This window comes from Streptacidiphilus alkalitolerans (genome assembly GCF_042511045.1).
In the GTDB taxonomy this organism is placed as follows: Bacteria; Actinomycetota; Actinomycetes; order Streptomycetales; family Streptomycetaceae; genus Streptacidiphilus; species Streptacidiphilus alkalitolerans.
Window position 1 is genome coordinate 100,618 of the sequence record NZ_JBHEZX010000017.1, and the last position, 23,211, is coordinate 123,828.

Genomic DNA, 23,211 nt, shown 5'->3' on the forward strand with positions numbered 1-23,211 from the left:
GAACGCACATGCCGAGCGGTTACCTCCAGGTCTGCATCGTCGGCGCCGGCCCGCGCGGCCTGTCCGTCCTGGAGCGCCTGTGTGCCAATGCGCGCCTCCACTCCGACGGGCGGGCACCGATGACGATCCATCTGGTGGACCCGTTCCGTCCCGGGCCCGGCCAGGTGTGGCGCAGCAGCCAGTCCCGCCAGCTGCTGATGAACACCGTGTCCTCGCAGGTCACGGCGTTCACCGATGACAGTGTGGAGATGGCGGGGCCGGTCGAGCCCGGCCCGAGCCTGTACGAGTGGGCGCGGTCCGCGCCCCCGCTCGACGAGGACTTCCGGTCCGAGGCCGACCGGCTGGGACCGGACGACTACCCCACCCGCGCCCTCTACGGCCGCTACCTTGAGCATGTGTTCGATCGGGTGGTGTCCGGGGCGCCGCGGCAGGTGACGGTCCAGGTCCACAGCACACTGGCGGTGGGCCTGCACGAGGAGTTCGGCCCCGACCGCACACAGATTCTCACCCTCGCCGACGGCACCCGGCTGACCGGCCTGGACGCGATCGTGCTGGCGCAGGGCCACGTCCCGGCGCGGCCGACGGAGCGTCAGGCGGAGCTGGCCCGCACGGCGGACGCCCATGGGCTGACCTATCTGCTCCCGGCCAACCCGGCCGATCTGGACCTCTCCGCGGTCAAGCCCGGCGAGGCGCTGCTGCTGCGCGGCCTCGGCCTGAACTTCTTCGACCACATGGCACTGCTGACGGTGGGCCGCGGCGGGGAGTTCACCCGGGAGGACGGCCGACTCGTCTACCTGCCCTCGGGGCAGGAGCCGAAGATGTACGCGGGCTCCCGGCGCGGGATTCCTTACCACGCCCGTGGCGACAACCAGAAGGGCGCCCACGGCCGCCACCACCCCCGCTTGCTGACACCGCAACTCATCGCCGAGCTGAGGGCCCGCGCGGCGGCCGGTGGGCACGTGTACTTCGGCTCGGACCTGTGGCCGCTGATCGCCCGCGAGGTGGAGAGCGTCTACTACGGCGCGCTGCTGGCCGTTCAGGGACGGGGAGATGAGCAACCGAGCTTCACCGAAGCCTTTCTGACCATCACTCAGAATGCCTCTGCAGAAGCCCTGCTGGACCGCTACGGCATCAGCGCCGACCAGCGTTGGAACTGGGACCGGATCGCACTGCCGCACGGCGGCGCCGAGTTCGCCGACCGGGAGGAGTTCCGCGGCTGGCTGCTGCACTACCTGGCCGAGGACGTCCGTGAGGCGCGGGCCGGCAATGTCAGCGGCCCGGTGAAGGCGGCCCTGGACGTCCTCCGCGACCTGCGCAATGAGCTGCGGCTCGCGGTGGACCACGGCGGCCTGGAGGGCAACTCCTACCGGGACGAACTCCAGGGCTGGTACACACCGTTGAACGCCTTTGTCTCGATCGGTCCGCCCGCCTCGCGAATCGAGGAGCTGATGGCCCTACTGGAAGCGGGTGTTGTCGAGCTGGTCGGCCCCGGCATGCGCGTCCGTATCGACCCGGACGGGCCCGCGTTCACGGCGGAGTCCCCCTCCGTCGGCGGCGAGCCGGTCCGGGCCACCGCGCTGATCGAGGCCCGACTGCCGGAGCCCGACCTGCGACGCACCGCCGATCCGCTGCTGGAGCAGCTGCTCCGCACCGCCCGGTGCCGAACCCACCGCATCGCGGTGGGGCAGGGGGCGGAGTACGAGACCGGCGGGCTGGCGGTGACCGGCCGCCCGTACCGGGTGATCGACGGCGAAGGCCAGGTGCATCCACGGCTGTTCGCCTACGGTGTCCCCACGGAGACCGTGCACTGGGTGACCGCCGCGGGCATCCGGCCGGGCGTCAACTCGGTGACCCTCGGGGACTCCGACGCCATCGCCCGCGCGATCCTGAGCAGCGTCCCGAGTGGCGCGCCCCGGCGGGACGAGCAGCCGCACACCGATCTGAAGGGAGCCATGATATGAGCGCACAGGACACGGGTGCGGCGGAGAGCGCCCCGGACCTGGACGCCGGGCTGCTGTCCCCGGTCCGGGTCGGCACCCCGGTCGAGGCCGCCGTGAGCGACCGGGCCTATCTGCAGGCCATGCTGGACGCCGAGGCCGCCCTGGCCCGCGCACAGGCCGGACTCGGCACGCTCCCCCCGTCCGCCGCCGAGGCCATCACCCGCGCCGCCCGGGCCGAACTGCTGGACCTGCGGGCGCTGGCCCTCGCCGCCCGGGAGACCGCGAATCCGGTGGTCGGCCTGGTGGCGGCGCTCACCGAGGCGGTGGGCCGGACCGACCCGGACGCGGCGCCGTATGTGCACCGGGGATCGACCAGTCAGGATGTGCTCGACACCGGGGTGATGCTGGTCTGCGCCCGGGCCCTGGCGATCGTCAGGGCCGACCTGGAACGGACCGCCGACGCGCTGGGCGAACTCGCCGAGCAGCACCGCGACACCCTGATGGCCGGCCGGACCCTCGCCCTGCACGCCGTGCCCACCACCTTCGGCCTCAAGGCCGCCGGCTGGCGGGACCTGGTCCTGGACGCGGCGGAGCGGATCGGCCGGGTCCAGGACCACGGCCTGCCGGTCTCCCTCGGCGGCGCCGCCGGGACCCTCGCCGGCTACCTGGAGTACGCGGCGCTCGACGCCACCGCCGGAAAGCCCGACCCGGGCGACTTCGCGGACCGGCTGACCGCCGCCTATGCCGCGGAGACCGGCCTCAACCGGCCGGTTCTCCCCTGGCACGCCCTGCGTACGCCGATCGCGGACCTGGCCGCCGCGCTGAGCTTCACCGCGGGCGCGCTCGGCAAGATCGCCGTTGATGTGCAGTCACTGACCAGGACCGAGGTCGGCGAAGTCACCGAGGCGGCGGTGACCGGGCGCGGCAGCTCGTCCGCGATGCCGCACAAGCGGAACCCGGTGCTGGCCACGCTGATCCGCAGCGCTGCGCTTCAAGTCCCTTGTCTGGCAATGGGCCTGACCCAGTGTCTGCTGGCCGAGGACGAGCGCTCGGCCGGGGTGTGGCATGCCGAGTGGCTGCTGCTGCGCGAGTGCCTGCGGCTGACCGGCGGGGCCGCGCACACCGCCGTCGAACTCAGCGCGGGCCTGGTCGTCCGACCCGAACGGATGAGCGCCAACGTCGGCCTGACGGGCAGTCAACTGGTCTCCGAGCGGCTGGTGGCGGTGCTCGCCCCGCTGCTGGGCAAGGCCAGGGCACGGCAACTGCTCACCGAGGCCTCCCACACGGCGGAGTCGACCGGCCGCCCGCTGGCCCAGGTGCTCGCCGAGGTGGACGCGGTGACCGAGCACCTCGACGCCGACGCGCTGGTCCGGCTGCTCGACCCGGCCGACTACACCGGGGCCGCCGGGCCCCTGGTCGACCGCGCCCTACGGCGCCAGGACTGACCTCTCGCGCGGCGTGGCCGCAGGCGCCGTCAACGGCTCCGGGGGGCGCTGCCGTCCCCGCGGCCGACGCAGCAGACTGAGCAGGGGCAGGGTCATGATGCCGATCATGACGGCCGGCAGCATGTAGCGGGTCAGCGGAGCCGGGTTGGCGATCATGATGGAAACCTGGATGCCGAAGACGATCGAGACCAGCCCCAGCAGCGGCACCACAGCCCCCGCCCCACGCCGCCGCAGGGCGACCAGCCCGACAACGAGGTAGCTGGCATAGCTCCAGAAGGCCCCGCGCCAGACCAGCCACTGCAACTGCGGAAGCCTGCTCTTCCGGTAGAGCGGCCGGGCGACCGTGTGCAGGGCCTGCACCAGCGGCCGGGGCCGCAGCACCGGGCGGTACTGGCTGTGCGCCATCCGGGAGTGGGAATCGGCCGCCTGCCCGAAGAGGTCGGCCGGGATGTTGGACCCGACGATCAGGGTGTCGCCGTTGAGGGCGGCCGGACCGGGCCAGATGCCCCAGGCGATCTGCGACCGGCAGAGGTGCGCGTGGGCCACCGTCCCGGGGCTGCGCTGGACGACCTCCCACCACACGTGCATCAGCTGGCTGTTGAGCCTGGCAGCGGCCTTTCGGTCCAGCGCGTGCATGGTCCAGTCGACGTCCCAGCAGTTGGCGGCCCGTCCGCCCCACGCCTTGAGCGGGGCCACCTGCCGCATCACGGCCTTGTCGGCGGCGGTGAAGCTGGACGGCGAAGTGCCGTAGGCCACGGCGATGTCGGCGTAGTTGAACGCGTAGTACGAGGTGATGTCGGGTGACGCGATGCCCACCGCCGGATAGACCGCGAAGTTGAGCACCAAGTAGAGCGCGGTGGCCATGGCCGCGAGGCCGGTGATCCACAGCCGCATCTTCCGCAGCGCCAGCAGGAGCAGCGGCAGGGCCGCGAGCACCACGGTGATGCTGCTGTTGCGGAACAGCGCGATGCCGATGAAACCGGCCGCCAGCAGCGCCATCTGCTGGTAGAACCAGCGGTCGCGGACGGCCTCCCGGCCACGCATCCTGCGGGCGACCAGTCGGGCCGTGGCCGCGAAGGCCAGCAGGGTGGAGAGGGTGAACGCGGCGTCCTTCCAGACGAACTCGGTGAAGGTACCGGTCGACGGCAGCAGCGCCACGGCCAGGGCGGCGGCAGCGCTCCAGCGCCCGCGCACCCCCAGGTCGCGCAGGGCCACGCAGGTGTAGGCGAGGATCGCGGACGCGGCGACCGTCTGCAGCAGCGTCAGCGGCCACAGGTCGCCGCTGACCTCCAGCGAGAGCCAGACCAGGCTGTCGTAGAGGATCGAATGGTCCGAGATCCAGTGGTTGGTCGTCACCTCCCACACATAGGTGATCGAGTCATAGCTCATCAGCCCGGGAAAGAACGCCGCCCACCAGAGCAGATAGATCGTCTGGCAGGCCGCGAACACCGCAAGGGGCAGCCGCAGGCGCGCCGGAACGCGCCGCAGTCGACCGGTCACGACGGAGGCAACGCCGGCACCCCGGAAGCGGGAAGCAGCGTTCAAGGGGGAACTCCTACCGCACGCCGCCACGGTCAGCGGCAGCAGGTCAGGCGTGCCATCGGCACCGGACCCTGTGAGTCTGCCGTGCCCGTAGCGGACAAATCGCCCCTCTTACCCGCTGTTCAACGAACGTTCACCGCCCCCATTCCCTTCTTGCTTCGTGATCCCTCGTACACAACCCGCCTAGCAACCGGCGGCGTTCCAGGCGTCTGCAAGCAGTTCCCGCAGCGAGGACCGCTTCGGCAGCCACCCGAGCTCGGCGCGAATGCGCGCGGTGTCGGCGAGGCTGACCGGGATCTCCGGCAACGGAGGACGGCGCATCGTGACGGGAATGGGCCGGCCCGTCACCTCCCGGGCGAGGGCCACGATCTCGCCCATGCCGGCACCGGTCGCACCCACGTTGTAGCAGCGGTACCGCTCCCCTGCGGTGGATTCCAGCGCCAGACGGAAGGCCACCGCCACATCGCCGACGTGCACGAAGTCGCGCACCGCCGTCCCGTCGCCGTTCATCGTCAGCTGCGCCGCCCGACCGGCCGCGACCGCCAGGGTCTTCGGAATGATGCGGCTCTCGTCCCGGTCCCCCACCCCGGCGACCGCCCCGGAGATGTTGAAGCAGCGCAGCGCCACACCCGCGACCCCGCCGCGTTCTGCCCGCTCGCGGAGCACCGCCTCGGCCTCCACCTTGGACCGTCCGTACGGACTCGCCGGCTCCGGCGGCACCCCCTCGGTGATCGGCTCAGCCGCCGGGCCGTAGACGGCCGCGCTGGACGCCAGCACCACGGCGGGCACCGTCCCCGACGCCCGGGCGGACTCCGCCAGGACGTCAAGCAGGGTCTCGGTCCCCCGCACATTCACCGCGCTGTAGTCGTCCGTCCCGACCACCTCGCGCACCCCGGTCAGCGCGGCCAGGTGGCACACCCCCTGCACCCCCTCCAGCGCCGGACGCAGAGCCGCAGCGTCCCGAAGATCCCCACGCCAGACCCGGGCAACCGGCAGCTCCGACAGCCCACCAGCACCCGACCCCCTGGTCAGCGCATGCACCTCATGCCCGGCCCGCGCCAGCTCCCGCACCACAGCGTTGCCCACAAACCCGTACGCACCGGTCACCAGCACCCGCATAGATTTCCTCCCACCATGGACGCCGGCCAGCGGCGTTCAGTCTATTGGCTACTGAACGTGACCGGTGGGGCGGATCATCGGCTGCGGGGCATCCAGTCGGTGATGACGCTGAAGTCGGCATCGGTGAGGCATCGCCGCACGATACCCCCTGGCGGTGCCGCGCACTGAGCCACCGCCTGCTCCCCGCGTCTGACTTACCGTCAATCTCCGCTCGGCGCAGCCCCCCGGGGCCGGCGCTCCACGGGAGGCTGCATCGGGCCAAGCGGTGATGGGACGGAACGTCAGTTGATCCAGACCCCGGTCACCCAGACGTTGGGGAAGGAGTGGTCGTAGGGATGCCCGAAGAACACCAAGGAGGTGTCCCCGTTGGGGTCCTCTAGCCTGATCTCCCCGTTGTTCACCCCCGACGTGACCCTGGTGACGCCCTGGATGTCGGCGTACCCGTAGCCGACACTGCCCGCGTAGCAGTAGGCCTTGTGGCCACCGCTGTAGTAGATGGTGATCCCCTGCGTGGGGCAGCTCACCTGGGTGATGGCGCTGGCCGGCGCCGCCATGGCGATGCCGCCGGCCAGGACGCCTCCGGTCAGGACTGCTGCCGCGAGCTTCCTGCGAACATTCATGATCGTTCTCCCTCGGTGGGACCGCACCCATGCGGACGCAGTCGATCGAAACGCGGACCAGCCATGACTCGTGGCACCGACGGGAAAGCCGCTGGTCTGCGCTGTGAATCCAGGGAACACCACGCCAATTGACCGACCGAATGATTCGATTGCTCTCGAAGGAACTGGCGAAGGGGGAATAGTTGTGATCCGGATCCGCCTGGGGGCCAAGGGCCTGGGAAGCGTCAGGTTCGCCGTTCCACCGCTGGGCTCCGCCAAGGACCTGCTCAGCCTCATCGGCTCCAGCCCCGGCAAGCTGGCGCAGCCCTGGCGGAGCAGGACCAGCCACGCCCTCTCCCGGCACCGGCTCGGGCTGCTGGCCGTGGTCGGCGCCGGGGGTCCGCTCGGCTACACCCCGGACTTCCTCCGACCCGAGCCCCAAGCCTTCCAGACCGACACCGACACCCAACTGCACCAGATCGCGACGACTCCCCACGAGCGGATCCGCTACGAATTATCCGAGGCCGTCAACGGCCACTCCTGGGATCCCGAGTCGACCCGTCCCGCCCCGCGGCAGTTCCTCCAGGCCCTCGACCGCGGAGAGGACCACTTCGCCCGCCGCCTGGCCGACGAGATGGCACAGTTCTGGCACACGGCACTGGCGCCCTCCTGGCCAGCCATCCGGGCCCGCCTGGAAGCCGACGTCACCGCACGGGCCTCCCAGATCGCCCACCACGGACTCACCCAGGCCCTCAACCGCCTGGCTCCGAACCTGGAGTGCCACGAAGGCGAACTGGTCATCCACCTCTCTCCGGGCAGCATCCATCGCCTGACGCTGGACGCAGACGCAGTGATCATGACGCCGAGCGTCTTCGCCGACCGAGCCGTGTTCTGCGCCGCGGAGCCGCCCGGAGCGCCGGCCCCACGCACGCCACTGATCGTCTACCCCACCGCGCAGGTCGACGCCCACCCTCCGGCGCAGGACCACCCGCTGATCGGTGCGATGCGGCTCAAGCTCCTGGCCGAGCTGAGCCAACCGCGATCGACCACGGAGATCGCCCAGCGGCTCTATCTGAGCCCGGCCACCGTCTCCTACCACCTCCAGATCCTCCACCGCGCCGGGCTCGTCACCCGCACCCGGCAGTCCCGACACGTCCTCTACCAGCGGCTTCGCACAGCGACACCCGATACTCGCTGAGCTTGGCACTCCCCCTGCCGAACTGCGCCCGGGCTCGGAATATGAACAAATGGATTTATCTACGTCCATACCGGCGCGGGCCTGTCGTGATCTGAAGGGGGCTCGCCCTGGGCGACGCACCCATGTCAGAAGGGCTCCGCCATGTATCCCGATCTCAGCGCTCAGATCCTCAGCGAGTTGCGTCGCCCGCGCGGCTACCCCGCGGTCTCGGTCCTGGTGCCGACCCATCGGCGCGAGCCGGAGAACGCGCAGGACCCGGTGCGGCTGCGCAATCTCCTCGCCGAGGCGAAGGACCTGGTGCAGGCGGACCCGGCGGTCTCCCGCGCGGACCGGATCGCCGTCCTCGATCAGCTGGACCAGGCGGCCTCGCAGATAGACCCGGTGGACCTCGCCTACGCCGGGGACGGTCTGGCGCTGTTCGCCGCGCCCGGGGAGCACCACGTCTGGTCGCTGGGACGCGCCGTCCCGGCCCGGGTGGTGCTCGCGGAGACCTTTGTGACCCGCAACCTGGTCGCGGCGCAGCTGGCCGACCAGCCCTACTGGGTCCTGGCCGTGGCCGCCGATCACGCCAGCCTGTGGAGCGGCGGACCCGGGCGGGTGGTCGAGCAGGACACCGGCGGGTTTCCGCTGACCAGGGACCTGGAGGACCCCGACGCCGAGCGCAAGGAGCGCATCGGCGACCTGCCGAGCACCTTCCGGGACGAGCAGACCCGGCAGTTCCTCCGCGACGTCGACACGGCCGTGACCTCGGTCCTGCGCGCGGACCAGCGACCGCTGTATGTGCTCGGCGAGGCCGCGGCAGTGGCCGTGCTGGAGGAGGTCGGCACCGCGGCGGGCAGGGCCACCGCGGTCGTTCGCCACGGCGGGCTCGCCCAGGGGTCGGCGGAGGCCGTCCGGGAGGCGGTCCTGCCCGCGGTCAAGGAGCAGGCCGAGAAGGAGTCCGCCTCGGTGCGGCAGGAGCTGGACCAGGCCCGGGGACGGCGGCAGTTCGCGGCGGGGATCGACGAGGTCTGGCAGCAGGTGACCGCCGGCCGGGTGGGGCTGCTCGCGGTCGAGGAGCCGTATCTGGTCACGGTCCGTGACGACGGCGACCACCTGGTTCCCGCCGAGCCCGGAGACCGCGGGGCCAGGGACGACATCGTCGACGAGATCATCGAAAAGGCCCTGGACACGGGCGCCCGGGTGAGCTTCCTCCCGGACGGCGCGCTGGCCGGTACCGGCCACATCAGCGCGGCGCTGCGGTACTGAGGACGCCCTCGACAGGCGCCCGTGACACTCGATAGGCCCGAACCCGGGACGCACGGCAGCCGCCGTCGTCCCGGGTTCCGGGTTCGAGCGCAGTTTCCGGGCTCAGGCCGGGCTCCCGGGGAGCGCGCCCAGCTGCCGCAGCTGCGCGAGGACGTCGACGACGCCCCAGGTCTCGGCGACCCGGTCGCCCGCGAAGCGGCAGATGAAGATCTCGTTGTAGCTGACCGGCTTCCCGGTCGGCGGAAGGCCCAGGTACTCGCCCCGGTGGGTCCCGGTGACCGTGTTCCTGCTGACCACCCGGTCCCCCTCGGCGATCACGTCCTCGACCGCGATGTGCAGGTCGGGGAAGGCCCGGAGCAGCCTGGAGAACACCTCCTTCAGCGCCTCCGTCCCGGTCGCCCCGATCGGCAGGGGCGTGCTGATCAGCACGTCCGGTTCGAAGACCTGGTCGATCGCCTTGGGGATCAGTTCCGCATCGCCGCTGTTGACGGCCTCGTGCAGACGGGCGAGCGTCTCCTTGTTGCGGGCAGGCTGGAAGGCCGACATCTGACTTCTCCTCAGATCGGTACGCACGTTCGGGTCACGGCCGTTCAGGTCACGTCTGCAGCACGGCCTGGATCTCCAGGCTGATCGCCACCTTGTCGCTGACCGCCACGCCACCGCCGTCGACGCCGAAGTCGTGCCGGTTGACCTGCGCGGTCGCGGAGAAGCCGGCCCGCTGTCCGCCGAACGGGTCCGCGACGAATCCGTTCACCTCAAGGGTCAGCGGCACCTGCCGGGTGACGCCGTGCAGGGTCAGCTCACCGTCGACGACCCAACTGCCGTCGGTCCAGCGGATGCCGGTGGAGCGGTAGCTCATCGTCGGGTGCTTCGCGACGTCGAAGTACTCCTCGGAGCAGAGGTGCTTGTCACGCGTTGCGTTGCCGGTGTCGATGGACCCGATGTCGATGGTCGCGGCGACCGACGAGTCCAGCGGGTCCTCGCCGGTGACGATGGTGACGTCGAAGTCGGCGAACCGCCCGCGCGCCTTGCTGACCATGAGCTGCCGGACGGAGTACGCGACCTCCGAGTGCACCGGGTCGGCCTTCCAGGTGCCGACCAGGTAGTCCGGGATCGTGGCGGTCGTTGGGGTGGTGCTCATGTCTTCCTCCGTGGACGGGGTGCCGGTGGCCGAGCGTTTGCCGCTCATGTCCAGGCGACGAACGGGCGCCCGCCCGGGGGACACCCCTGCGGTCACGGAGTCAGAGACTGTCGATCCGGCGGGCCAGGAACCGCCGCTCGGGGGTGGAGCTCGCCAGCTCCAGCGCCCGCGTGTAGGCCGCCCGGGCCTCGGCCGCACGGTCGAGCCGCCGCAGCAGCTCGCCCCGGGTCGAGTGGAAGTAGAGGTAGCCGCCCAGGTCCAGCCGGTCGACGGCCTGCAGCGCGGCGGCGGGGTCGCCGGCCTGGGCGACGGCCACCGCGTGGTTGAGCGCGACCACCGGGGAGCCGGTGAGCCGGACCAGCCGCCGGTACAGCTCGGCGACCCGGGGCCAGTCGATCCGCTCCCGGGTCTGCATCGACGCGATCATGGCCTGCACCACATAGGCGCCGCGTCCGCCCAGCGCGAGGGCCCGGTCGAGCACCGCCCGTCCCGCCGCGATCTGGCGCAGGTCCCAGAGCGACCGGTCCTGGTCGTCCAGCAGCACCAGGTCCTCGCCGGAGAACCGGGCCCGGCGCCGGGCGTGGTGGATCATCATCAGCGCCAGCAGCCCGTGCGCCTCCGGCTCGTCCGGCATCAGCCCGGCGAGCAGGTCTCCCAGCCGGATGGCCTCGGCGCCCAGGTCGACCCGGCCGCGGTAGCCCTCGTTGTAGATCAGGTAGATCACCGCGAGCACCGCGTCGAGGCGGTCGGGCAGCAGTTGCGCGCCGGGGACCGCGAACGGGATCCCGGTCGCCTTGATCTTGGCCTTGGCGCGGCTCAGGCGCCGCTTCATGGTCTCCTCCGAGACCAGGAACGCCCGGGCGATCTCGGCGGTCTCCAGGCCGCCGAGGGCCCGCAGGGTCAGCGCCACCTGCCCCTCCAGCGGCAGGGCCGGGTGGCAGCAGGTGAAGACCAGTTCCAGTCGCTCGTCCTTGATCACGGTGTCGTCGAACTCGTCCATCAGGTCCCTCACCGCCTCGGGGGCCGGGAGCAGGGAGATCTTCGCGGCCAGGGTGCGTTCCCGGCGGATCCGGTCGATCGCCCGGTTGCGGGCCGTCGTCACCAGCCACGCGCCCGGCTTGTCGGGGACGCCCGACTCGGGCCAGCGCTTCGCCGCGATGGCGAACGCCTCCTGTGCGGCGTCCTCGGCCTTGTCGAAGTCGCCGAGGAACCCGACCAGTGAGGCCAGCACCCGGCCCCACTCGTCCCGGAAGACCTGCTCCAGCGCGGTCAGCGCCGCACCACCGGCCCGGGCGTCACGCCGGCTCCCGGACCGACCCCCGGCCCGACTCCCGGACCGACCCCCGCCCGGCCCACGGGCCTGACCTCGACACCGCCGCCGAACCGGACCGCCGGGATCCGCGCCGCCAGCTCCAGCGCCTCGTCCAGATCGGCCGCCTCGATCAGGCAGAGGCCGCCGAGCACCTCCTTGGTGTCCGCGAACGGGCCGTCCGTCAGCAGCGTCCGGCCGCCGGCCACCCGTACGCCGGTCGCGGTCTCGGCGGGCTGCAGCTGCGCGAAGCCGACGCACCGGTCGTCGTCGGCCAGCGCCAGGTACTCGGCCTGCACCGCCTCGCGTTCCACGTCCGACAGCGCCTCGTCGTAGCCGGGCTCGGTGTAGATCATCAGGGCGTACTGCATCGCGGCCTCCGGGGTCGGTGGACTCTCACCCTCACGACGAACGAGCGACGGCGCGGGGGACACCACGGGCCCGCTACTTTAGTCAGCCGCGACGGGGGGTGCCGAGCAGGGAGTTGACCTCGATACGGGAGGCGGCGCCCAGCTTGGCGAGGATGTGCTCGACATGGGCGTCCGCGGTCCGCTTGGAGATCACCAGCTTCTCGGCGATCTGACGGTTCGACAGGCCGGCGGAGACCAGCGCGGCGACCTCCCGCTCACGCGGGGTCAGCGCCTTGGCCCCGGGGCCGGCCGCGGCACCCGCCCCGGCCACCGCCCCGTCGCCCCCGGCACCCTCCGCAGCGCCGCCCGGCGGCACGGCCGCGCCCAGCGGCTGCGCGGTCTCGGCGTCCTGCTCGACCATCCGGACGATGTCCGCGATCCGGGTCCGCGCCCCGGTCTCGACCCGGCGGGCGTACAGGTCAGGGCCCAGGGCGCCGTGCACCTCCTGCTCGACCCGACGGTGCTCCTGCTGCAGGCTCACCACGCCGCCCAGGGTGGTGCCGGTGGGCTCCCAGAGCCGGGCCACCGCGCCCAGCAGCAGGGCCGCCCGCCGGTGGCGCCCGCGGACCGAGGAGGTCCAGGCGAGCAGGTCCAGGCAGTACGCGGCCCCTATGCTGTCCTCCAGGCTCCAGGCGCAGGCCAGCGCGGCCCGGCCGTCCGCCTCGGCGCCGATCACATCGCCCTCCACCCAGCGCGCCAGCGCCCGCAGCACCCGCAGGTACCCGGTGACCCAGCGCTCCTGCGGTTCGCTCTGCATCGCGCGCAGGCCCCGGGTGCAGAGCGCTATGGCCTCGGCGGCCTGGCCCGACATCGCACAGATGAAGGCGACCTGGGTGTCCAGCACGGTCAGGGTGAAGTCGTCGCCCAGCGCCGAAAGCCGGGCCCTGGCGTCCTCGCAGCGGGCCTGCGCCTGTTCCACGTCGCCGAGGAAGCCCAGGGCCAGGCCCTGGAACATCACCGCGTGGGCGGTCAGCCGGTCCTCGCCCAGCCGCTCGCCGATCTCCCTGGCCTCGGCCAAGTAGGGCAGTTCCCGGGCCGAGGAGCCGTGGAACACGCCCAAGTAGCCGTGCCGGGCCAGGCCCCAGCCGCGTTCCAGCACCGGTTCCGGCACCCGGGCCAGGGCCCGGTCCAGCCAGACCGCGCCCTCGCCGAGCAGCCCGGCCGCCATCCAGTACGGCCAGCTGGACACCGCCAGCGACAGCGCCCGGCGCTCACCGCCGGGACGGCTCAGCGCGAACTCCAGGGCGGCGCGCAGATTGTCGTGGTCCCGGCGCAGCGCGCGGAACACCGGCAGCTGCCGCGAGGTCGGGAACGCCTGTTCAAGCTCCTCGAAGCGGGCCCCGAACCAGGCGCAGTGCCGGTCCTGCACCTGCTCCTTCTCGCCGGTCTGGGCCAGCCACTCCGCCCCGTACTCGCGGATGGAGTCGAGCAGCCGGTAACGCGCGCCGGTTCCCTCGTCCAGGCGCAGCACCACCGACTTGTCGACCAGGGCGATCAACTGCTCGACCACGTCGTCCATGGCCAGTTCGCCGCCCGCGCACACCTGTTCGGCGGCGGCGAGGTCGAAGGTGCCGGCGAAGACGGACAGCCTGGCCCACAGCAACCGCTGGGCCGGGGTGCACAGTTCATGGCTCCAGCCGATGGTGGTGCGCAGCGTCTGGTGCCGCGGCACCGCCGTTCTGCGGCCCCCGGTCAGCAGCCGGAACCGGTCCTCCAGGCGGTCGGCGAGCTCGCCGAGCGCCAGCGCCCGCAGCCGGACGGTGGCCAGCTCGATCGCCAGCGGGATCCCGTCCAGGCGCCGGCACAGCGCCAGCACCTGCGGCAGATTGGCCTCGGTCAGCGCGAAGGTCGGCATGACGGCGATGGCCCGCTGGGCGAACAGCGCCACCGCGCCGGTCCCGTCGATGCCCTCGGGCACCACCGGCAGCGGCGGCACGGGCAGGATGTGCTCGCCGGGCACGTCCAGCGGCTGCCTGCTGGTGGCCAGCACGCTGAGCGGCGCGCAGTCCCGCAGCAGCAGGCTCGCCAGCATGGCGCAGGCGTCGACCAGGTGTTCGCAGGTGTCCAGCACCAGCAGCGCCCGGCGTCCGGCCAGATGCTCGGTCAGCAGGTCCAGGGAGGCGCGGTCGGGCTGTTCGGGAAGGTTCAGCACCGCGCAGACCGTCCGTGCCAGCAGCTCGGGGTCCTTCAGCGCCGACAGCTCCACCAGGAAGATCCCGTCGGGGTAACGGGTCCTCAGCTCGGGCAGGGCGCGCAGCGCGATCCTGGTCTTGCCCACCCCGCCGGGCCCGGTCAGCGTGACCATCCGGGAATCGCCCAGCAGCTGCTGGAGCGAGGCGAGTTGCTCCGCACGGCCGACGAAGCCCGTCACCTCGGCGGGCAGGTCGCCCGCGCGCCGCCAGGGAGCGTTCCAGTCCGGGACTGCCGTGCTCATACAGACCAACGTACAGCCACCGCACGGTTGATGACGCGGGTTCAGACAGGACCTTCGCTGTGCGCGGAAATTGAGGCGCGCGATTCGGCCGATGCCTGAATACTGTCCCGATGTTCTCCGACGCCGATGCCGCCGCCCTCTACGACCAGCTGAACCCGTGGGATCCCGCGCTCTGGCCCAGTGACGCCTTCTACGACGAGCTGGTCATGGCGGCCGGCTCGGTCCTGGACCTCGGCTGCGGCACCGGCTCCATGCTGCACCGTGCCCGTGAGCAGGGCCATGCCGGCCGCCTGGTCGGGATCGAGCCGGACCGCGCCGCGCTGGCCCGGGCCCGCCGCCGCGGCGACGTCGAGTGGGTCGAGGGCACCGCCGCGGACGCGCGCTGGGAGGCCGAGTTCGACCTGGCGACGATGGTCAGCCATGCGTTCCAGTGCCTGGTCACCGACGACGACCTGCGGGCCTCACTCGCGGCGGTGCACAGCGCGCTGCGGGTCGGCGGTCGCTTCGCCTTCGAGACCCGTCACCCGCAGGCCAGGGCCTGGGAGCAGTGGAACCCGGCCCATGCCTCCGAGACCACCGACCCGACCGGGCGGGTCCTGCGGATCCAGCACCAGGTCGAGTCGGTCGTCGACGATGTGATCACCCTCAGCGAGACCACGGCCGGCCCCGACGGCACCGTGCTCCGCGTCGACCGTTCCAGCCTGCGCTTCCTGGACCCGGCGACGCTCAACACGTTCCTCGCCGAGGCGGGCTTCGAGATCGAGGCCCAGTACGGCGACTGGCTCCGCGGGCCGGTCACCGGCAGCAGCCGGGAGATCGTCACCCTCGCCCAGCGGGGCCCGCGCCCCTAGGGTGCTGCGAGCTCGGCCAGGTGGCGCAGCGAGTCGGCGAGGTGGTCGGGGCCGAACGGCGGGAACTGGATGTACGCGCGGATGGACTGCGGCACCCCGGACCAGTCGTAGCTGAGCGTGACCTCGGTCTCGGAAGAACCCAGCGGCACCAGGTCGTAGCGCCACAGCCAGCCGCCGAAGCCCAGCTCACCGTCCTTCTCCTGCCCGGGCAGCCAGCCGATGGCGCGCGGCGGGTCGAGCAGCTCGACCCTGTTGGCCATCCGGTACTCACCGTCCGGGTGGTTGGCGTGGTACATGTCCATCCGGAAGACCTGCCCGACCTCGGTCAGCGGCGCCCGGTCGACGGCCTCCCGGACCCAGCCGGTGCCGTCGATCGCACGATGGGTGGTCGGATCCGCCAGCACCGCGAACACCCGTGCGGCAGGCACGGCGACGGTCAGGGTGGCACTCACGTTCTCCTGGTCCACGGGGTGCACGCTCCTTGTCCTCTCGGCTCGGTCCTCCCGCGGCCGCGGAAGGGAACGTTCTCACTCTGCAGACGACGCGGCGGAGCAGAACTCATCGGTCCGCTCACGACTCGAACAGCCGGAACAGCCGGGCGGCGTTGTCGTGGCACACCCCGCGCATCCACTGCGGCCCCAGGTCGAGACCGGCGAGCGACTCCAGGGCGTGCAGGTAGGGGTAGGGGATGTTGGGGAAGTCCGTGCCGAGCAGGATCCGGTCGCCGAGGTCGGCCAGCCGGGGCAGCTCGGACGGCGGGAACGGGGCGCTGGCCTCGCTGAAGTCGGTGAAGGCCATGGTGGTGTCCAGGTGGACGCCGGGGTAACGGGCCGCCAGGTCGAGGAAGTCGCCGTACTCGGGCATGCCCAGGTGCGCGACGATCAGCCGCAGCGACGGGTGGCGGGCCAGCAGCCGGGCGATCGGCTCCGGGCCGGTGTGCTTGCCCGGCACCGGGCCCGAGCCGCAGTGGGTGACGACGGGGACGCCGGCCTCGGCCAGCAGGCCCCAGACCGGGTCGAGCAGGGCGTCATTGGGATCGTACCCGCCGACCTGCAGATGGGACTTGAACACCCGGGCGCCGTCCTGCACCGCCTGCCGGGTGTAGTGGGCGGCGTCGGGCTCGGGGAAGAACGTGGCCGTGTGCAGGCAGTCCGGGGTCCGCGCGGCGAAGTCGCGGGACCAGGAGTTCAGCCAGGCCGCCATCCCCGGCTTGTGCGGGTAGAGCATCGAGGTGAAGGCACGGACGCCGAAGGAGCGCAGGGTGGCGAGCCGCTCGTCCTCCTCGGTGCGGTAGCTGATCGGCCACGGACGGCCGACCAGCGGTCCGGCGGCGTCGAAGTAGGCCCACACCTTGGCCAGTACCCGGTCGGGCATGAAGTGGGTGTGCACGTCGACCAGGCCGGGCAGCCCCAGTTCCTGCCACAGGCCCCGCACCCGGTCCGCCTCGGCCGTCGTGTCCAAGTCCAAGGTGTCCGTCCTCCGTGGTGGTCTCTCCTCCGCATCCTGCCACGGGCCGCTGAGAGGATCGCCTCATGACCGACCCCATGACCGACCCCATGGACCCCATGACCGACCGCGATGCCTTGATCGCCGCCTACTGGGATGCCGCGGCGGCGAGCTTCGACCGCGCGCCCGACCACGGGATGCTGGCCGCGGACACCCGCGCCGCCTGGGCCCGGCTGCTGCGCTCCCTGCTCCCGACCGGTCCGGCCGACGTGCTCGAGGTGCTCGACGTCGGCTGCGGCACCGGGTCGGTGTCCCTGCTGCTGGCCGAGGCCGGGCACCGGCCGACCGGCGTCGACCTGGCTCCGCGCATGGTCGAGCGGGCGCGGGCGAAGTTCGGCGCGGCGGGCCTGGCCGGACGCTTCCTGGTCGGTGACGCGATGTCACCGCCGACCGGGGACCAGTTGTTCGACGTGGTGCTGTCGCGGCACCTGCTCTGGACCCTGCCCGATCCGCAGGCCGCGCTGCGGGCGTGGGTGTCCCGTCTGCGGCCGGGCGGCCGTCTGCTGCTGATCGAGGGCCGTTGGTCCACGGCGGGTCAGCCGGCCGCCCCGTACGTCGCCGGCGCCGAATCCCTGCCGTGGAACGGCGGAATCAGCGCCGAGGACCTGACCGCGGCGGTCCGTCCCCTGGTCGCCGAGGTGCGGATCGAACCGCTCAGCGGCGAAGCGGACCTGTGGGGCGGCCCGGTGGCGGACGAGCGGTATGCCCTGCTCGGGACAGCGAGCAGCCAGCGCAACTAGCCAGCTAGCATGCTAGCATTGACCTCGTGGGAGACGAGGATGTGAAGCAGTTCAACGTGTACCTGCCCATCGGGTTGATCAAGCAGGTCAAGTTCCGGGCCATCGAGACGGAGCAGTCGCTGTCGGCCCTGGTGGCCGACGCGCTGCGGGCCTATCTCGACAGCCCGGATCCGACGCACGAGCAGTCAATCGACAAGGAGTCCTGAGATGACCGCCGAAGGCATCGAAGCCGTGTTCATGGAGACCCACAACTGGGGGAAGGCCGCCAAGTTCTTCCAGGCGCTGGGCTTCGAGCTGGAGTTCGCCACCGACCACAACTCGGGCCAGCTGCGCCACGGCGACGGCCCCTCCCTCTTCATCGCCGAGGTCCCCGAGAGCAAGCAGCCCGAACTGCAGCTGGTGCTGAAGGTGTCCGACCCGGACGCGTTGCGGCTCGACCCGTCCGTCGAGGTGGTCACCCCGTTCGAGGACACCCACTTCGGGACCAGGCTGATGACGGTCCGCGACCCCGACGGACGGCTCTGGAGCCTCCAGGCGCCGGGGAAGCAGTCGCCGGCCCAGGCACCTGGGTCCGCTCAGGCGTAGGGGTCGCCTCAGGCGTAGGGGTTGAACGGGATCCCGGAGGGCTCGGAGTTGCTGAGGGCGTCGTCGAAGGTGCTGTCCGTGATCTTGATGGTGGCAGCACCGAAGTTCGCGTTCATCAACTCGTCCCGCAGGCCCGCCGGGTAGCCGTCCCAGCCGACCAGGCGCGGGTAGAACCAGCCGCCGGTCACGTTCTCCGGGGGCTCGTCATTGCTGTTGGCGAGCCGGAAGAAGTGGGTCGAGGCGCCGTCCTTGTTGTAGACGACCTTCGGGTGGGTGCCGTCGAAGCGCACCTGCGAACTCGGGTACCACTTCCAGCCGCTGTGCTGCGACGTGGAGACGTACTGGACCTGGTTGTTGTTGATCCACACCACCACGTGCTCCCAGTCGTGCCGGTGCCCGATGGCCGCGGGACCCAGCGTGGCCTGGTCCTTCTCGAAGTAGCTGGCGTAGACGACCGCGCACCAGCCGTTGTTGCACTTCTCGCGCGAGTAGGTGTTGGAGTTCGCCAGCTGGGCGTAGTCGTGGCAGTGGCCGTTCACGTCCCCGCCCGGCTTCAGACCGGGGTTGAGGGTGCCGTCGAGACCGATCGCGGCGGTGGCGTAGCAGCCGTCACCGTCGTAGTCGTAGGCCGGCGAGAAGGACTGCTCCAACCCGTCCGCGTTCTGCGGCAGCGACTGCAGGATCGAGGCGTTCGCGTCGGTCGCGAGCATCACGACCAGTGCCGCTGCACTGAACAGGCTCACCAGCGTCGACGACAGCATTCTGCGCACGTGAACTCCTCATTGATGAACCGTCATTCCTTGGTTGCACCCGCAAGCATCCCGGAGACGAGCGTCCGTTGGGAGAACAGGAAGAGAACCAGTACCGGCAGGATGGCGATGATGATGGCCAGTGCCAGTTCCGGGATGGTGATGTTCAGCCCGGCGCCGGCGACCGGGTTGAACGAGGGTGTGGAGGAGAGCAGTTGGTTCAGGCCGACCTGGATGGGGAACTCGTTGCTGTTGGGCAGGACCAGGTAGGGCAGGAAGAAGTTGTTCCAGTTGCCGACGAAGCTGAAGAAGGCCACCAGGCCGATGACGGGTCTGGCCAGCGGTAGTGCGATCTGGGTGAAGATCTGCAGTTCCGAGCAGCCGTCGATGCGGGCCGCGGCGAGGAGGTCGCGGGGCAGGCTGGTGGCGAAGTAGATGTAGACCAGGTAGACGCCGAACGGGTAGAACGAGAACGGCAGGATGATCGACCACACCGTGCCGATCAGGTGGAACTTGTTGAGCTCCAGGAAGATCGGCAGGACCAGGGTCGCCGACGGCATGATCATGGTCACCAGGGTGACCATCAGCAGGGTCTTGCGCCCGCGGAACTTCGTCAGCGCCAGCGCGTAGCCCGCCGGGATGCTGGTGGCCAGCGTCAGCAGCAGCGAGGCGCCGGAGTAGATCGCGGAGTTCTTCAGCCACACCAGCAGTGCGCCGTCCTGGAACGACGTCAGATGGTCCCATGCCTTGCCGATCTGGCCGAAGGAGCCGAACGACAGCGGCGGGTCGCTGACGATCTGTGCGGCGGTCTTGGAGGGGGCCAGCAGCAGCCAGATCACCGGCAGGACGAAGAAGACCAGCAGCAGGCCGAGCAGCAGGACGACGACGAGCGTCGACAGCAGCCGTCCGGGGGATCTGCGGAGAGCGGTGTCCGTCATGATTCATCCACCTTGAACATGTCCGAGCGTCGCACCAGCACACCCGCGCCGATCAGGCCCAGGGCCAGCAGGAAGACGGAGATGGCGGCGGCGCCGTTGAAGTCGCCCTGCTGGAAGGCGAAGACGTAGGCGAGTTGGTTGGGTGACCAGGTCGGGGTGACCCGGCCCAGGCTGGCGGTCTGCAGGAGTTGCGGCTCCACGAAGAGCTGGGTGCCGGCGGCGAAGGCGAGGATGGCCATGTAGGCGATCCACTGCCGGATCATCGGGATCTGGATGTGCCAGGCGGTCTTCCAGGGTCCGGCGCCGTCCATCCGGGCGGCTTCCAGGACCTCGTCGGGGATGTTGTTCAGCGCCCCGTACATGACGACGATCCAGCCGCCGGCGCCGGTCCAGAAGGCGATCAGGACGAAGATCACCGGCAGGTTCCCCGGGGTCAGCACGGCCGCGAAGCTGTGGAAGCCGAGCGAGTCCAGCAGCCAGGAGACCGGGCTGACGGCCGGGTCGAGCATGAACAGCCAGACCAGGACGCTGGCGACGCCGGCCAGCGCGCCGGGGATGTAGAACAGGAACCGGAACAGCGCCGAGATGCCCGGCCGCATCCGGCCTCTGAGTACCACGGCCACCAGGACGGTCAGCACGACCAGCACCACCAGCCACATGGCCAGGTAGAGCAGCATGTTGGCGAAGGCGGGCACGAACCGGTAGTCCTTGGCCACCTTGACGAACTGGTTGACGCCGGTGAACTGGCCCCGGTCGTTGGTCAGCGAGAGGTAGAACGCGTACACGGTGGGGAACACACCGAAGGCGAGCAGCAGGACCGCGTAGCCGCCGACGAAGAGGTAGCCCGCGAGGCCGCCGCCCCGCCGCCGCGGCGTACCGCGGCGGCGGGCGGGAGCTGTGACGCGCCGGGATTCCAGCAACGTCATTGCGTGGTCACCTTGTATCCCACGGCCTTGGCCTGGTTGGCGATGGCGGTCTGCCAGGCGGGCAGGGTGGCGGTCAGGGTCTTGCCCGCGGTCAGTGCGGGCAGGACCACGCTGGACCAGGCGGTGGCGTCGCTGAACTTGGTGTTGGCCCATCCGGTCCACACCTCGTTGGCGGCGGTCTTGAAGGCGCTGCTGACGTCGGTGGCGAAGTAGGCCTTGTTGACGGGGTTCGCCAGCCAGGCGTCGGCGGCGGGGCCGTAGGCGGGGTAGGTGGGGGCGCCGGCCTGGTTGGCGTCGGAGGTGGTCAGCCAGGTCGCCAGGGCCGTGGAGCCCTTGAGGTTGGTGCTGTGCGAGGAGACCATCCACACCCCGCCGCCGACGTTGCCGGTGGCCGCGGTGCTCTCGCCGTCCCAGGTCAGCGGGGCGGCGGCGGCGATCTGCCCGGCGGGGGTCTTGAACGCGGAGTTGAACAGGTACTGCCCGTACCAGGACGGGCCGTTGGCCATCAGCACCTTGCTGCCGCTGTCCTTGGCGAAGCCCTGGCTGAAGAAGCCCTGGGTGCTGACCGACTTGTCGGCGATCAGGGTGTCCAGCAGGCTCGCCATCCGGGTGCAGTTCGGGCTGGACAGGTCGGTGCGCAGGGTGTCCGGGGCGGTCAGCTGGAACGCCGGGCACTGGCTGGACCAGAAGTACGACTCCTGCGAGTTGGTGTCACCCACCGCGCCGACCAGGTATCCGGGGTGCTCCTTGGCGACCTTCTCGCCGAGGGCCTGGTACTGCTGCCAGGTGGTGGGCACGGTGTAGCCGAACTGGTCCATCAGCTTCTTATTGTACCAGAGCACAACCTGGGCGATGTCGTTGCGCAGGCAGTAGGTGTGGCCGTTGAACTGGCACGGCGTCAGCGAGCCCTTGGCGAAGTTGTCCAGGGTGCTCTGCGGCACCAGGTTCTCGTCCAGCGGCGCGGCGAAGGGGGTCGCGCCGGGCTTGGTGGGCTGGGACGCCCAGGTGACGTCGGTCGGGGAGCCGAAGACCACGTCCGGCCAGCCGCTGCCGGTGCGGTCGAACAGCTGGACCTTGGTCTGCAGGTAGGTCGAGCCGTCCGCGCTGCCGTCGTAGGTGACGATGTTCAGCTTCACGCCGGGGTTGGCCTTCTGGTAGGCCTGCACCTCCGGCAGCCGGGTCGAGTCGGTCCAGACGGTGACCGTCGCGCTCGCGTCCTGGGCGACCGGCTTGAAGCTCGCGGCCGAGGAGGCCGAGGAGGCTCCGGTCGACGGGTCGGCGCTGGCGCACCCGGCCAGGGCGGTCAGCGTGCACGCCGACAGCAGGGCGACGGCTCTCAGGGTTCTCATGGTGGTGCCTTTCCGGTACTGGGGCTCTGTTCGGGTGGGGGTGGGACGGGCCTGCGGTCAGTTCGTGTGTCCCTCGACGAACCGGTGCAGTTCCGCGGGGTAGTCGTTCTCGTGCGGGAGGGCGATGCCGGGGCCGACCGGTGCGTGCACCAGGCCCTGGGCGTCGACGTGGCGTTCCCGGGTGACGGTGGTGGAGGTCACCAAGGACTCGTAGTAGGTGGTGTTGGAGATCGCCATGCACAGGTGGTGGTTGGGGATGTCCGAGCCGTGCACCTCGGCCCGCAGCCGGTAGGCGTCGGCCAGGTGCGCGGTGCGCATCGCGCCGGTGATGCCGCCGCGCAGCGTGGTGCCGGTGCGCACGCCGAAGGTGGCCGCGCCCGCCGCGATGAAGTCGGCGGAGTTCATGTGCGCCCCGTCCGAGGTCTCGGCGACCAGCAACGGCACCTGGACCTGCTCCGCGAGCCGCTTGTAGGCGGTGATGCTGAACTCGCGCATCGGCTCCTCGTACCAGAGGTAGTCCGCCTCGGACAGCGCCCGCCCCAGGTACACCGCGTCCGGCAGGTCGAAGCCGGCCGAGCCGTCGTACATCAGCGGCACCTCGGGGCCCACGTGCCCGCGCAGCGCCATGCACAGCGCCGCGTCCTTGCGGGCGTCGCCCCAGGCGTGGAGCTTGATGCCCCGGTAGCCCAGGGCCAGGCACTGGTCCGCGACGTCCAGGAACTCCTCGGTCGTCGCGAAGGTGGAGGTGGACGCGTAGGCCGGTATGGCCTCGCGGAATCCGCCGAGCAACTGCCAGACCGGCTGGTCGTTCGCCCGCGCGGCCAGGTCCCACAGGGCGATGTCGATCAGGCCCAGGGCCGGGAGCGGGAGCTCCTGGATCCGGTCCAGCTCCCACACCCGCTCCCAGAGCCATTCCCGCTGGAACGGGTCCTGTCCGACCAGTTCGTCCCGGAAGACCCGGTCCACCAGGTCCTGGAGCAGCACGGCGGCTCCCGGCCGGGCGAACAGCGCCACGCCCTCGGCGCCCTCGTCGGTGCCGATCCGCAGCACCGCGCCGTCGCCCACCGCCGGACTGCCGGCCAACCCGTTCCGCCACTGGAAGGGGGGATCCGCCGCGGGAACGCCGATCCGGTGGGCTTCGACATGAGTGATCTTCATGCTGACTTTCTGTTCGTAGGAGCG

23 protein-coding genes are annotated in these 23,211 nt (G+C 71.1%); 8 read left to right on the top strand and 15 right to left on the bottom strand.

The features are described 5' to 3' along the window. Positions 1–8 precede the first annotated feature (8 nt). Together ACEZDG_RS30355 and pcaB are read left to right on the top strand one after the other, a co-directional pair. Positions 9–1,961 (top strand): FAD/NAD(P)-binding protein, encoded by a 1,953-nt coding sequence (locus tag ACEZDG_RS30355; protein ID WP_380515657.1) that lies wholly within the window; start codon positions 9–11, stop codon positions 1,959–1,961. Further along, entirely contained in the window at positions 1,958–3,385 is a 1,428-nt protein-coding gene (pcaB, locus tag ACEZDG_RS30360) for a 3-carboxy-cis,cis-muconate cycloisomerase (protein WP_380515660.1), read from the top strand. The genes ACEZDG_RS30355 and pcaB overlap by 4 nt, the downstream gene beginning before the upstream one ends. On the opposite strand, the gene ACEZDG_RS30365 is transcribed toward pcaB, so the two are convergent. The 3 genes from ACEZDG_RS30365 to ACEZDG_RS30375 form a co-directional block, all read right to left on the bottom strand. After that, positions 3,368–4,930 carry a DUF6020 family protein gene (locus ACEZDG_RS30365; RefSeq protein WP_380515662.1) on the bottom strand — a complete coding sequence of 521 codons (1,563 nt, stop codon included), beginning with the start codon at positions 4,928–4,930 and terminating at the stop codon, positions 3,368–3,370. The two genes, pcaB and ACEZDG_RS30365, sit on opposite strands and share 18 nt — an antisense overlap. 180 nt (positions 4,931–5,110) lie before the next feature. After that, the gene (locus ACEZDG_RS30370; RefSeq protein ID WP_380515665.1) at positions 5,111–6,046 is read right to left on the bottom strand and encodes an NAD-dependent epimerase/dehydratase family protein; all 936 of its coding nucleotides are present in this window, start codon (positions 6,044–6,046) and stop codon (positions 5,111–5,113) included. A 281-nt stretch (positions 6,047–6,327) separates the two neighbouring features. Beyond that, entirely contained in the window at positions 6,328–6,666 is a 339-nt protein-coding gene (locus ACEZDG_RS30375) for a hypothetical protein (protein WP_380515668.1), read from the bottom strand. 184 nt (positions 6,667–6,850) lie between these two features. On the opposite strand from ACEZDG_RS30375, the gene ACEZDG_RS30380 reads away from it, so the two are divergent. Next, entirely contained in the window at positions 6,851–7,843 is a 993-nt protein-coding gene (locus ACEZDG_RS30380) for an ArsR/SmtB family transcription factor (protein WP_380515671.1), read from the top strand. A gap of 141 nt (positions 7,844–7,984) precedes the next feature. Then, the gene (locus ACEZDG_RS30385; protein WP_380515673.1) at positions 7,985–9,091 is read left to right on the top strand and encodes a baeRF3 domain-containing protein; all 1,107 of its coding nucleotides are present in this window, start codon (positions 7,985–7,987) and stop codon (positions 9,089–9,091) included. 102 nt (positions 9,092–9,193) lie between these two features. On the opposite strand, the gene ACEZDG_RS30390 is transcribed toward ACEZDG_RS30385, so the two are convergent. From ACEZDG_RS30390 to ACEZDG_RS30410, 5 genes are all read right to left on the bottom strand, one after another. Further along, positions 9,194–9,637, bottom strand: a complete 444-nt coding sequence (locus ACEZDG_RS30390; RefSeq protein ID WP_380515676.1) for an ester cyclase — start codon at positions 9,635–9,637, stop codon at positions 9,194–9,196. A 49-nt stretch (positions 9,638–9,686) separates the two neighbouring features. Beyond that, positions 9,687–10,232, bottom strand: coding sequence for a YceI family protein (locus ACEZDG_RS30395; protein ID WP_380515678.1), 546 nt, complete (start codon positions 10,230–10,232; stop codon positions 9,687–9,689). A gap of 100 nt (positions 10,233–10,332) precedes the next feature. Next, positions 10,333–11,463, bottom strand: coding sequence for an RNA polymerase sigma factor (locus ACEZDG_RS30400; RefSeq protein WP_380515681.1), 1,131 nt, complete (start codon positions 11,461–11,463; stop codon positions 10,333–10,335). Between the two features lie 38 nt (positions 11,464–11,501). Beyond that, positions 11,502–11,912, bottom strand: a complete 411-nt coding sequence (locus ACEZDG_RS30405; RefSeq protein ID WP_380515683.1) for a YciI family protein — start codon at positions 11,910–11,912, stop codon at positions 11,502–11,504. Between the two features lie 82 nt (positions 11,913–11,994). Further along, the gene (locus ACEZDG_RS30410) at positions 11,995–14,385 is read right to left on the bottom strand and encodes a LuxR C-terminal-related transcriptional regulator (RefSeq protein ID WP_380515685.1); all 2,391 of its coding nucleotides are present in this window, start codon (positions 14,383–14,385) and stop codon (positions 11,995–11,997) included. A 110-nt stretch (positions 14,386–14,495) separates the two neighbouring features. Here ACEZDG_RS30410 and ACEZDG_RS30415 point away from each other — a divergent pair, with 110 nt between their 5' ends. Then, positions 14,496–15,236 carry a class I SAM-dependent methyltransferase gene (locus tag ACEZDG_RS30415; RefSeq protein WP_380515688.1) on the top strand — a complete coding sequence of 247 codons (741 nt, stop codon included), beginning with the start codon at positions 14,496–14,498 and terminating at the stop codon, positions 15,234–15,236. On the opposite strand, the gene ACEZDG_RS30420 is transcribed toward ACEZDG_RS30415, so the two are convergent. Next, positions 15,233–15,703 carry a polyketide cyclase gene (locus ACEZDG_RS30420; RefSeq protein WP_380515691.1) on the bottom strand — a complete coding sequence of 157 codons (471 nt, stop codon included), beginning with the start codon at positions 15,701–15,703 and terminating at the stop codon, positions 15,233–15,235. The genes ACEZDG_RS30415 and ACEZDG_RS30420 overlap by 4 nt on opposite strands. 103 nt (positions 15,704–15,806) lie before the next feature. Continuing rightward, on the bottom strand, positions 15,807–16,703 hold the full coding sequence (locus tag ACEZDG_RS30425) for an amidohydrolase family protein (protein ID WP_380515694.1): 897 nt from the start codon (positions 16,701–16,703) through the stop codon (positions 15,807–15,809). Between the two features lie 65 nt (positions 16,704–16,768). Here ACEZDG_RS30425 and ACEZDG_RS30430 point away from each other — a divergent pair, with 65 nt between their 5' ends. The 3 genes from ACEZDG_RS30430 to ACEZDG_RS30440 are packed head-to-tail and all read left to right on the top strand — an operon-like array spanning position 16,769 to position 18,067. Beyond that, the gene (locus tag ACEZDG_RS30430) at positions 16,769–17,482 is read left to right on the top strand and encodes a class I SAM-dependent methyltransferase (protein ID WP_380515697.1); all 714 of its coding nucleotides are present in this window, start codon (positions 16,769–16,771) and stop codon (positions 17,480–17,482) included. A gap of 26 nt (positions 17,483–17,508) precedes the next feature. After that, positions 17,509–17,688: a CopG family transcriptional regulator gene (locus ACEZDG_RS30435; protein WP_380515699.1), complete on the top strand. Its 180-nt coding sequence runs from the start codon at positions 17,509–17,511 to the stop codon at positions 17,686–17,688. 1 nt (position 17,689) lies between these two features. Then, on the top strand, positions 17,690–18,067 hold the full coding sequence (locus ACEZDG_RS30440) for a VOC family protein (protein ID WP_380515702.1): 378 nt from the start codon (positions 17,690–17,692) through the stop codon (positions 18,065–18,067). Between the two features lie 8 nt (positions 18,068–18,075). On the opposite strand, the gene ACEZDG_RS30445 is transcribed toward ACEZDG_RS30440, so the two are convergent. Genes ACEZDG_RS30445 through ACEZDG_RS30465 form a run of 5 tightly spaced genes read right to left on the bottom strand, consistent with a single transcriptional unit; the run spans position 18,076 to position 23,187 of the window. Beyond that, a complete protein-coding gene (locus tag ACEZDG_RS30445; RefSeq protein ID WP_380515815.1) occupies positions 18,076–18,828 on the bottom strand; it encodes an NPP1 family protein in 753 nt (250 codons plus the stop codon). Between the two features lie 32 nt (positions 18,829–18,860). Then, on the bottom strand, positions 18,861–19,754 hold the full coding sequence (locus tag ACEZDG_RS30450) for a carbohydrate ABC transporter permease (RefSeq protein ID WP_380515705.1): 894 nt from the start codon (positions 19,752–19,754) through the stop codon (positions 18,861–18,863). Next, entirely contained in the window at positions 19,751–20,680 is a 930-nt protein-coding gene (locus tag ACEZDG_RS30455) for a carbohydrate ABC transporter permease (protein ID WP_380515707.1), read from the bottom strand. The genes ACEZDG_RS30450 and ACEZDG_RS30455 overlap by 4 nt, the downstream gene beginning before the upstream one ends. After that, positions 20,677–22,029, bottom strand: a complete 1,353-nt coding sequence (locus ACEZDG_RS30460) for an ABC transporter substrate-binding protein (RefSeq protein ID WP_380515710.1) — start codon at positions 22,027–22,029, stop codon at positions 20,677–20,679. The genes ACEZDG_RS30455 and ACEZDG_RS30460 overlap by 4 nt, the downstream gene beginning before the upstream one ends. Positions 22,030–22,086: 57 nt before the next feature. After that, positions 22,087–23,187, bottom strand: coding sequence for an enolase C-terminal domain-like protein (locus ACEZDG_RS30465; RefSeq protein WP_380515713.1), 1,101 nt, complete (start codon positions 23,185–23,187; stop codon positions 22,087–22,089). Positions 23,188–23,211 lie beyond the last annotated feature (24 nt).

Excerpts from the sequence above, each read along its gene's own strand:
- ACEZDG_RS30445 (WP_380515815.1), bottom strand. The coding sequence starts at position 18,828 with ATGCTGTCGTCGACGCTGGTGAGCCTGTTCAGTGCAGCGGCACTGGTC.
- ACEZDG_RS30415 (WP_380515688.1), top strand. The coding sequence starts at position 14,496 with ATGTTCTCCGACGCCGATGCCGCCGCCCTCTACGACCAGCTGAACCCG.
- ACEZDG_RS30410 (WP_380515685.1), bottom strand. The coding sequence starts at position 14,385 with ATGAGCACGGCAGTCCCGGACTGGAACGCTCCCTGGCGGCGCGCGGGC.
- ACEZDG_RS30390 (WP_380515676.1), bottom strand. The coding sequence starts at position 9,637 with ATGTCGGCCTTCCAGCCTGCCCGCAACAAGGAGACGCTCGCCCGTCTG.
- ACEZDG_RS30355 (WP_380515657.1), top strand. The coding sequence starts at position 9 with ATGCCGAGCGGTTACCTCCAGGTCTGCATCGTCGGCGCCGGCCCGCGC.
- ACEZDG_RS30405 (WP_380515683.1), bottom strand. The coding sequence starts at position 11,912 with ATGCAGTACGCCCTGATGATCTACACCGAGCCCGGCTACGACGAGGCG.
- ACEZDG_RS30460 (WP_380515710.1), bottom strand. The coding sequence starts at position 22,029 with ATGAGAACCCTGAGAGCCGTCGCCCTGCTGTCGGCGTGCACGCTGACC.
- ACEZDG_RS30430 (WP_380515697.1), top strand. The coding sequence starts at position 16,769 with ATGACCGACCCCATGACCGACCCCATGGACCCCATGACCGACCGCGAT.
- ACEZDG_RS30465 (WP_380515713.1), bottom strand. The coding sequence starts at position 23,187 with ATGAAGATCACTCATGTCGAAGCCCACCGGATCGGCGTTCCCGCGGCG.
- ACEZDG_RS30385 (WP_380515673.1), top strand. The coding sequence starts at position 7,985 with ATGTATCCCGATCTCAGCGCTCAGATCCTCAGCGAGTTGCGTCGCCCG.
- pcaB (WP_380515660.1), top strand. The coding sequence starts at position 1,958 with ATGAGCGCACAGGACACGGGTGCGGCGGAGAGCGCCCCGGACCTGGAC.
- ACEZDG_RS30440 (WP_380515702.1), top strand. The coding sequence starts at position 17,690 with ATGACCGCCGAAGGCATCGAAGCCGTGTTCATGGAGACCCACAACTGG.
- ACEZDG_RS30375 (WP_380515668.1), bottom strand. The coding sequence starts at position 6,666 with ATGAATGTTCGCAGGAAGCTCGCGGCAGCAGTCCTGACCGGAGGCGTC.
- ACEZDG_RS30370 (WP_380515665.1), bottom strand. The coding sequence starts at position 6,046 with ATGCGGGTGCTGGTGACCGGTGCGTACGGGTTTGTGGGCAACGCTGTG.
- ACEZDG_RS30395 (WP_380515678.1), bottom strand. The coding sequence starts at position 10,232 with ATGAGCACCACCCCAACGACCGCCACGATCCCGGACTACCTGGTCGGC.
- ACEZDG_RS30455 (WP_380515707.1), bottom strand. The coding sequence starts at position 20,680 with ATGACGTTGCTGGAATCCCGGCGCGTCACAGCTCCCGCCCGCCGCCGC.
- ACEZDG_RS30450 (WP_380515705.1), bottom strand. The coding sequence starts at position 19,754 with ATGACGGACACCGCTCTCCGCAGATCCCCCGGACGGCTGCTGTCGACG.